The organism is Paracraurococcus ruber (assembly GCF_004353985.1).
Taxonomy (GTDB): domain Bacteria; phylum Pseudomonadota; class Alphaproteobacteria; order Acetobacterales; family Acetobacteraceae; genus Paracraurococcus; species Paracraurococcus ruber.
Genome location: NZ_SMOA01000271.1, coordinates 1 through 6,981 on the forward strand (window position 1 = coordinate 1; position 6,981 = coordinate 6,981).

General features: G+C 71.4%; 8 protein-coding genes. 6 read left to right on the plus strand and 2 right to left on the minus strand.

What is annotated here, in order from left to right; translation table 11 throughout:
- Nucleotides 1-277: 277 nt before the first annotated feature.
- The 4 genes from E2C05_RS26620 to E2C05_RS26635 all read left to right on the plus strand — a co-directional run bounded on the left by E2C05_RS26620 (nt 278) and on the right by E2C05_RS26635 (nt 3,508).
- Nucleotides 278-1,270, plus strand: coding sequence for a TRAP transporter substrate-binding protein (locus E2C05_RS26620; protein WP_133222682.1), 993 nt, complete (start codon nt 278-280; stop codon nt 1,268-1,270).
- A 72-nt stretch (nt 1,271-1,342) separates the two neighbouring features.
- The gene (locus tag E2C05_RS26625; protein WP_133222683.1) at nt 1,343-1,852 is read left to right on the plus strand and encodes a TRAP transporter small permease; all 510 of its coding nucleotides are present in this window, start codon (nt 1,343-1,345) and stop codon (nt 1,850-1,852) included.
- Nucleotides 1,852-3,171, plus strand: coding sequence for a TRAP transporter large permease (locus E2C05_RS26630; RefSeq protein ID WP_133222684.1), 1,320 nt, complete (start codon nt 1,852-1,854; stop codon nt 3,169-3,171). Before E2C05_RS26625 ends, E2C05_RS26630 begins: the two co-directional genes overlap by 1 nt.
- 178 nt (nt 3,172-3,349) lie before the next feature.
- Nucleotides 3,350-3,508, plus strand: a complete 159-nt coding sequence (locus E2C05_RS26635) for a DUF3309 family protein (RefSeq protein ID WP_133222685.1) — start codon at nt 3,350-3,352, stop codon at nt 3,506-3,508.
- Between the two features lie 86 nt (nt 3,509-3,594).
- Here the strand turns inward: E2C05_RS26635 and E2C05_RS26640 are convergent, their stop codons facing one another.
- Nucleotides 3,595-4,527 (minus strand): 3-hydroxyacyl-CoA dehydrogenase NAD-binding domain-containing protein, encoded by a 933-nt coding sequence (locus E2C05_RS26640; RefSeq protein ID WP_133222686.1) that lies wholly within the window; start codon nt 4,525-4,527, stop codon nt 3,595-3,597.
- Nucleotides 4,528-4,598: 71 nt separating this feature from the next.
- Here E2C05_RS26640 and E2C05_RS26645 point away from each other — a divergent pair, with 71 nt between their 5' ends.
- Together E2C05_RS26645 and E2C05_RS26650 are read left to right on the plus strand one after the other, a co-directional pair.
- On the plus strand, nt 4,599-5,414 hold the full coding sequence (locus E2C05_RS26645; protein ID WP_133222687.1) for an FkbM family methyltransferase: 816 nt from the start codon (nt 4,599-4,601) through the stop codon (nt 5,412-5,414).
- Between the two features lie 143 nt (nt 5,415-5,557).
- Nucleotides 5,558-5,971 carry a cupin domain-containing protein gene (locus tag E2C05_RS26650; protein ID WP_133222688.1) on the plus strand — a complete coding sequence of 138 codons (414 nt, stop codon included), beginning with the start codon at nt 5,558-5,560 and terminating at the stop codon, nt 5,969-5,971.
- Nucleotides 5,972-6,040: 69 nt separating this feature from the next.
- Here E2C05_RS26650 and E2C05_RS26655 read toward each other — a convergent pair.
- On the minus strand, nt 6,041-6,981 hold a 941-nt coding region (locus E2C05_RS26655), incomplete at its 5' end, for an AAA family ATPase (RefSeq protein ID WP_205083107.1).

Below are 6,981 nucleotides of genomic sequence, written 5' to 3' on the forward strand. Positions count from 1 at the left end.
CGGCGTTGCCGGCGCCGGCGCGCCTCGGCCGCCGCGCGCCACCGCCGGTCCCGGGGGGCGCGGTGAGCCCGGATCGCGGCAGGCCGCGGAAGCCCGCCTGCATGCAGGCGCGGCGCGAACCGCTCCGCTGCGGGAATGCGCGCCGATCCGCGACGCCATGGCGTCGTCCGATGCCCCCGCCCCGCCCATCCCGCCGGTTCCCACCACCGGAACGGCCCTGTAGGCTTCACGACGGAGCCGGCCAGCAAGGCCGGCCGAAACCGTCCGAGGAGACACCATGCACCGCAGGGCCCTGCTGGGCGCGGCGCTCGCCGCCCCCACCCTTCTGTCGATTCCGGTCCGCGCCCAGGGCGCCATCACCCTGAACGGCGCATCCCAGTTCGGCGACGAGCATCCCTATACCAAGGCGATGGTCCGCTTCGAGGAGCTGGTGAAGCAGTACTACGAAAAGCCGATCAATTTCGTGCTGCACAAGAACTCCTCGCTCGGCCTCGAGAAGCAGTATTTCGAGTACATGGCGCAGGGACGGGCGGTGGACTACGCCATCGTCTCCCCGGCACACATGTCCACCTTCAGCCGCGCCGCCCCCTTCATCGACGCGCCCTTCCTGTTCCGCGACCTGGCGCATTGGAACAGCGTGCTGGACCAGGACCTGTTCAAGCCGGTGGCGGATGAGGTCGAGAAGCGCGCCCGCGTGGTGATGATCGGCTATGGCGGCGGCGGCGTGCGCAACATCTTCGCCAACAAGCGGGTGACCGACCTGGCCGGGATGCGTGGCCTGAAGGTGCGCGTGCAGGGCGCGCCGATCTGGTCCCGGACCTTCTCGGCCGTCGGGATGTCGCCGACCGTCATCGCCTACAACGAGATCTACAACGCCATCCAGAACAACGTCATCGACGCCGGGGAGAACGAGGCGGCGGGCGTCGAGCAGATGCGCTTCTACGAGGTGGCGCCGGACCTGGCGATGACGCAGCACGCCATCACCATCCGCCCGCTCTGCTTTTCCGTCGGCACGCTGACGAAGCTGCCGAACGACCTGCAGGCGGCGATCCGCCGCGCCGGCAAGGAGGCATCGGCCTTCCACCGCCAGGCGGAATCCGGCGCCGACGGCCAGATCCTGGAGACGCTGGAGAAGGCCGGCCGCCTGCGCCGGGTGGAGTTCACCCAGCGCGCCGAGATGAAGCGCCTGGTGGACCCGGTGATGGCCGCCTATGCGAAGGAGATCGACGCGGACGGCATCCTCGGCCGGATCAACGCGCTGACCTCGTAACGCCGCGACGACCCCGGGCGGCCGGCCGGGATAGCCGCCCGGGCCTTCCTTCTCCGTTCTTCAGGACAGGTCATGCAAACCCATCGTCCCGGCGCGCCGGCGGCGCTGCGCGCCGTCAACCGCGCGCTCGCCGGCCTGATCACGCTGCTGCTCATCCTCGCGGTCGGCGTGCTGGTCCTCCCCGTCAGCCTGCAGATCTTCTCCCGCTACACCACCCTGATCCCGGCCTATATCTGGACCGAGGAGATGGCGCGCTTCTGCCTGGTCTACGCCGTCATGCTCGGCGCCATGCTGGCGGTGCGGGAAGGCACGCATTTCACCGTGGACGTCTTCCCGAAGCTGTCCGCGCGCGGGCAGGCCAAGCTGGAACTGCTCTCGGGCGTCTTCGTGCTGATCTTCGCCTTCGTCTTCCTGTGGTGGGGGATCGAGTTCACCGACTTCGCCTGGTGGCGCATCTCGGAACTGGCGGAGCTGCCGCTCTGGACCATCCACATCGCCTGGCCGGTCGCCGGCGCGGTCTGGATGCTGTTCCAGGCGGAGCGCATGCTGGACGCGGTCGCGGTGCTGCGGGGGGCGGCGTGATGGGCGGCAATGTCCTCTCGGCCAGCACCGCCGCCGAGATCCTCTTCGGCGTCTTCTTCCTGCTGCTGGTGCTGCGCGTGCCGGTCGCGGTCTCCCTCGGCCTCGCCTGCCTGCCGATCCTGCTGATCGAGCCGCGGCTGTCGCCCATGATGCTCGCGCAGGAGACCTTCAACGCCTACAACAGCTTCATCCTGCTGGCGGTGCCCTTCTTCCTGCTGACCGCCAACCTGATGAACATCGGCGGCATCACCGACCGGCTGATGAATTTCTCCCGCGCGCTGGTCGGGCATTTCCCCGGCGGCCTCGCGCAGATCAACGTCGTGCTGTCGATCTTCTTCGCGGGGATTTCCGGCAGCAGCACGGCGGATGCCGCCAGCCAGTCCAAGATCTTCATCGAGGCGCAGCGGAAGGAAGGCTATGACGACAGCTTCTCCGTCGCCATCACCGCCGTCTCCGCCGTCCTCGCGGTCATCATCCCGCCCTCCATCCTGATGATCGTCTGGGGCGGCGTGCTGACCGTCTCGATCGGCGCGCTGTTCCTGGCCGGCATCGTGCCCGGCCTGCTGATCGGGCTGGTGCAGATGGGCACCGTGCATGCCTATGCGAAGGCGCGCGGCTACCCGACCTATCCGCGCGCGACGCTGGGCGTCATCGGGCGGACCTTCCTCGTCTCCATCCCGGCGCTGACCACGCCGATGATCATCATCGGCGGCAAGATCTTCGGCTGGTTCACCGCGACCGAGAGCGCCTGCATCGCCGTGCTCTATGCCGGGTTCCTCTCGCTCGTCGTGTACCGGGAGATGACCTGGCGCGGCCTGGTGGATGCGCTGGGGGAGACGGGGCGGCTGGCCGGCGTCGCGCTGTTCTGCGTCGGCACCGCCTCCGCCTTCGGCTGGCTGCTGGCCTTCTACCAGATCCCGGAGGCGCTGCTGGCCGGCGTCTCCGCCTGGGGCATGGGGCCGATCGCCACCGGCTTCTTCATCGCCGGCGTCTTCCTGGTGGTGGGATGCTTCCTGGACGCCATCCCCGCCATCATCATCGTTGGCGCCATCCTGCAGCCGCTGGCGCAGGGCGTGGGCATGGACCCGGTGCATTTCGCCATGATCGGGATCGTGTCGCTGGCCTTCGGCCTGGTGACGCCGCCCTACGGGCTGTGCCTGATGATCGCCTGTTCCGTGGCCGGCATGCGCATCGCCGATGCGCTGAAGGACACCTGCATCATGCTGCTGCCGATGCTGGCGGTGCTGGCGGCGATCATCGTCTTCCCGCAGGTGGTGCTGTTCCTGCCGAACCTCATCTCGCCGGAATTCCTGCGATAGCAAGGGCGGGCCTTGCCCGCGCGGGACCCCATGGAGGTTCTGGAGCGTCGTCCATGGGGCCCGAACGGGCCGGGCCTTCGGACCCCTCGGGTCCGTGTCGCATCACAGACTCCCGCTCCCGGAAACCGGCGCGATGCGGGGCCGTTGCCCTCGCGCACCATGTTACGGGAGGCAGCGGATGCCGATCTCCACAATCCTGCTCATCGTCCTCGTCCTGCTGCTGCTCGGCGCCCTGCCGAGCTGGCCGCATAGCCGCGGCTGGGGCTACTACCCCTCCGGCGCGCTCGGCCTGATCCTGCTGGTCGTGGTGGTCCTGGCCCTGATGGGCCGACTCTAGCGGTTCCAAAGGCCCTTCGGCCTTTGGCGGGTCGGCGGCACTGCCGCCGACGGTTCGCGAAGGGCGCTGCCCTTCCCCGGACGTCGTCACCCGCGCCGCGCCGCAAGGAGGCGCGCCAGCGCCGCATCCCGCGCCGCGGCGAGGTCGGGGATCGGCTTCCCCTCCGTCTCCTCGGCGACGCCCTGGACCAGCGCGCGCTGCAGGTCGGGCGTCAGCTTCGGCTCGCCCAGGCTCGGCCACCAGCTTGTCACCGCCGGCATCAGGTGGCGCATGAAATGCTCGTAGCCGCCTTCCCCGCCCGCCAGGTGGAAGGTGGCGTGCGGGCCCATCAGCGCCCAGCGCAGGCCGGGCCCCTCGCTGATGGCGGCGTCCACATCCGCCACCGTCGCCACGCCCTCCGCCACCAGGTGCACCGCTTCCCGCCACAGCGCCGCCTGCAGCCGGTTCGCCAGGTGGCCCGGCACCTCCTTGCGCAGGATGATCGGGTGCTTGCCGATGGCGCGGTAGAAGGCGACGGCGGCCTGCACGGCGTCCTCGGTCGCGGTGCCGCCGCCCACCACCTCCACCAGCGGGATCAGGTGCGGCGGGTTGAAGGGATGGCCGATCACGATGCGGCCGGGATGCGCCGTGCCCTCCGACAGCCGGCTGGCCAGGAGGCCGGAGGAGGATGAGGCGATCACGACCTCCGCGGGCAGCCCGGCGCTGATGGCGCGCAGCAGGGGCTGCTTCACCTCGTAGCGTTCCGGCGCGCTTTCCTGCACGAAATGCGCGCCCTGCACGGCCTTCGCCGGGTCCGGCTCGAAGCGCCAGCGCGCCGGGTCGGCGTCCGGCGTCGCGCCCAATTGCTGCAGGATCGGCCAGGCGCCCTCGACCATGCGGCGGATCAGGTCGGGCGCGCCGGGGGACGGATCGCTCGCCACGACCTCCAGCCCGCGGCTGAGGAACCAGGCGGTCCAGGAGGCGCCGATGGTGCCGGCGCCGATGACGGCGACGCGGCGGATGCTCTCGGCTGGGATCATGCCTCTTCCTCCCTTTGTGCTTCGGCGCTCGGGCTCCCAATCTAACGCCGCGACGGGTTCGGGAGGCAGGGGTGATCGGGACGCGCGATATCCGCATCGGCGGGCGGGACTGGCGGGTGGCCGGCCAGGCGGAGGACAGCTTCTTCCAGCATGCCGACCAGCATGCCGCCGGCATGGCGGAGATGGCGGCCGTCGCCGCCGCCGTGCTGCCGCCGGACGGGGTGGTGCTGGATGTCGGCGCCAACATCGGCCTCTCCGCGCTCGCCCTGGCGCCGCTGCTGCCGCGCGGGCGCATCCTGGCGGTCGAGCCCTCCCCCGCCACGGCCGAGGCGCTGCGCCGCACCCTGGCGCTGAACGGGCTGGAAGGGCAGGTGGCGGTGGAGGCCGTCGCGCTCGGCGCCGCGCCGGGCATGGCGGAATTCCACGCCGCGGCGCATTCCGCCGGCGCGCATCTCATGGATGCGGCGACGCTCGCCGCCGATGGCCTGCCCAAGGTCCGCGTGCCGGTGGAGACGGTGGACGCGCTGGCGACGCGCCATGGCCTCGAACGGCTCGATTTCCTGAAGGTGGATGTCGAGGGATTCGAGACCGAGGTCTTCGACGGCGCGCGGGAGACGCTGGCGCGCTGCCGGCCGGTGGTCTTCGCCGAGTTCAACGCCTGGGTCCTGCAATGCAACCGCAACCAGAGCCCGCGCGCGGTGCTGGAGGATTGGCTGGCGCGCTTCCCGGTGGTGCATGCGCTGCGTGGCGACGCCGCGCCGATGCGGGTGGACGCGCGGTCCCTGCTGGACTTCCTGCACGACCACCTGGTGGTGCGCGGCTGCGCCGATGAACTGGTGATGGGCTGGGACGATGCCTGGGTCGGGCGCTACCGGGCGCGGACCTGACGCCCCGGGAGGGGAGCGCCGCCCCCCCCATACCCTCCCCGCCCCGGGGTCGCCATGAGGCCGGAGGGCCTTTGGAAACCCCGGGCTTTCCACCCATGGCGCGGAGGGGTGTAGCTTCCACCCCAGGCTTGGGGAGATGGGCGATGCCCGAGATCATCCGCATGGGCGGGCTGGAATTGCGCTTCCTGCAGGACAAGGTCGGCACGCAGGGCAGCCTCGACATGTTCGAGATGGCGCTGCAGCCGAATGCGCGCATGCCGGTGCCGCACCATCACGAAAGCTGGGACGAGACGGTCTATGGCCTGTCCGGCACCAGCACCTGGCGCCTGGGCGAGAGCACCGTGCAGGTCGGGCCCGGCGAGACGCTCTTCATCCGCCGCGGCGTGGTGCATGGCTTCACCAACGCGACGCAGGACGTCGTCACCTGCCTGTCGGTGCTGACGCCCGGCGTGCTCGGCCCCGGCTATTTCCGCGAGATCGCGGCGCATCTCGCCGCCGGCAACCAGCCCGCGATGCGCGAGACCATGCTGCGCCACGGCTTGATCCCGGCCCCCTGAACCCGAGGGTTCCAAGGGCCCTTCGGCCCTTGGCGGGGGAGCGCGAGGGGCAAGGGCCCCCTCGCTTCGTCAGTGTGCCGCCTCGAGCGCCGCCTCGGCCGCGATGCCGAGGCATTCCTCGATCTGCGCCCGCAGCCGGCGCAGGTTGCGGTGCCGGGCGAAGCTGCGCCTCAGCGCCGTGCGGGTTTCCGCCGCCAGGGGCGGCAATTCGCGCACGGCGCAGCCTGTATCCTCGGCGATGCCGGCCAGCAGCCCTGCCAGGGTGCCGTCGAAGGCCGAGGCCGGCGGCGGCTCCACCTGATGGACGGAGACGCGCGACAGCAGCGGCGCCGGGATGCCGCGGGTCTCGTTCGCCGCCATCACCCAGACCACGTTGCGCAGGTCGGCGGTGGTGCGCAGGCATTCGTCGAACCAGTGGGCGGCGCTTTCCGGCTCGATCATCGCCAGCAGCGTGTCATGCGCCCGGCCATTGCTGTCGCGCTGGCCGCCGGCCTTCTCTACCTCGTCGAGGAACAGCACCGGGTTGGGCGCGCCGAGCCGCGCGAGTTCCGCGATCGGCCAGGCCGGCGTCGCGGCGGACCAGCCGCGGGCGGTGCCCTGCAGGCAGCGGTTGTCGGTGGCGCCGCCGAGGTTGAGGCTGGAGAAGGGCAGGTCCAGCGCCTGGGCCAGCCGGCGCGCGAACCAGGTCTTGCCGATGCCCGGCGGGCCGACCAGGAGGATCGGCCGGATGCGCGGGCTGGGGCGGCCGGCATGGGCGGCGAGCGCCAGGGTGCGGCGAATCTCCCGCAGCGGCGCGGCGAAGGCGGGCGCCTGGTCGGCCAGCGCCTCGATCCGGCGGACCGAATCGCGGGGCACCCGGCGCAGCGGCATGGGCGCCGCCAGCGGCTGGTAGAGCTGCCATTCGGCCCGGTCGTTCGGCGGCTCGAAGGGCTGCAGCACGCGCACCGCGGCCGGATCCGGCCGCGGCGCCGGCGGCGGCACGGGCGCCGGGGCGGCGGCGGGCGGCGGCG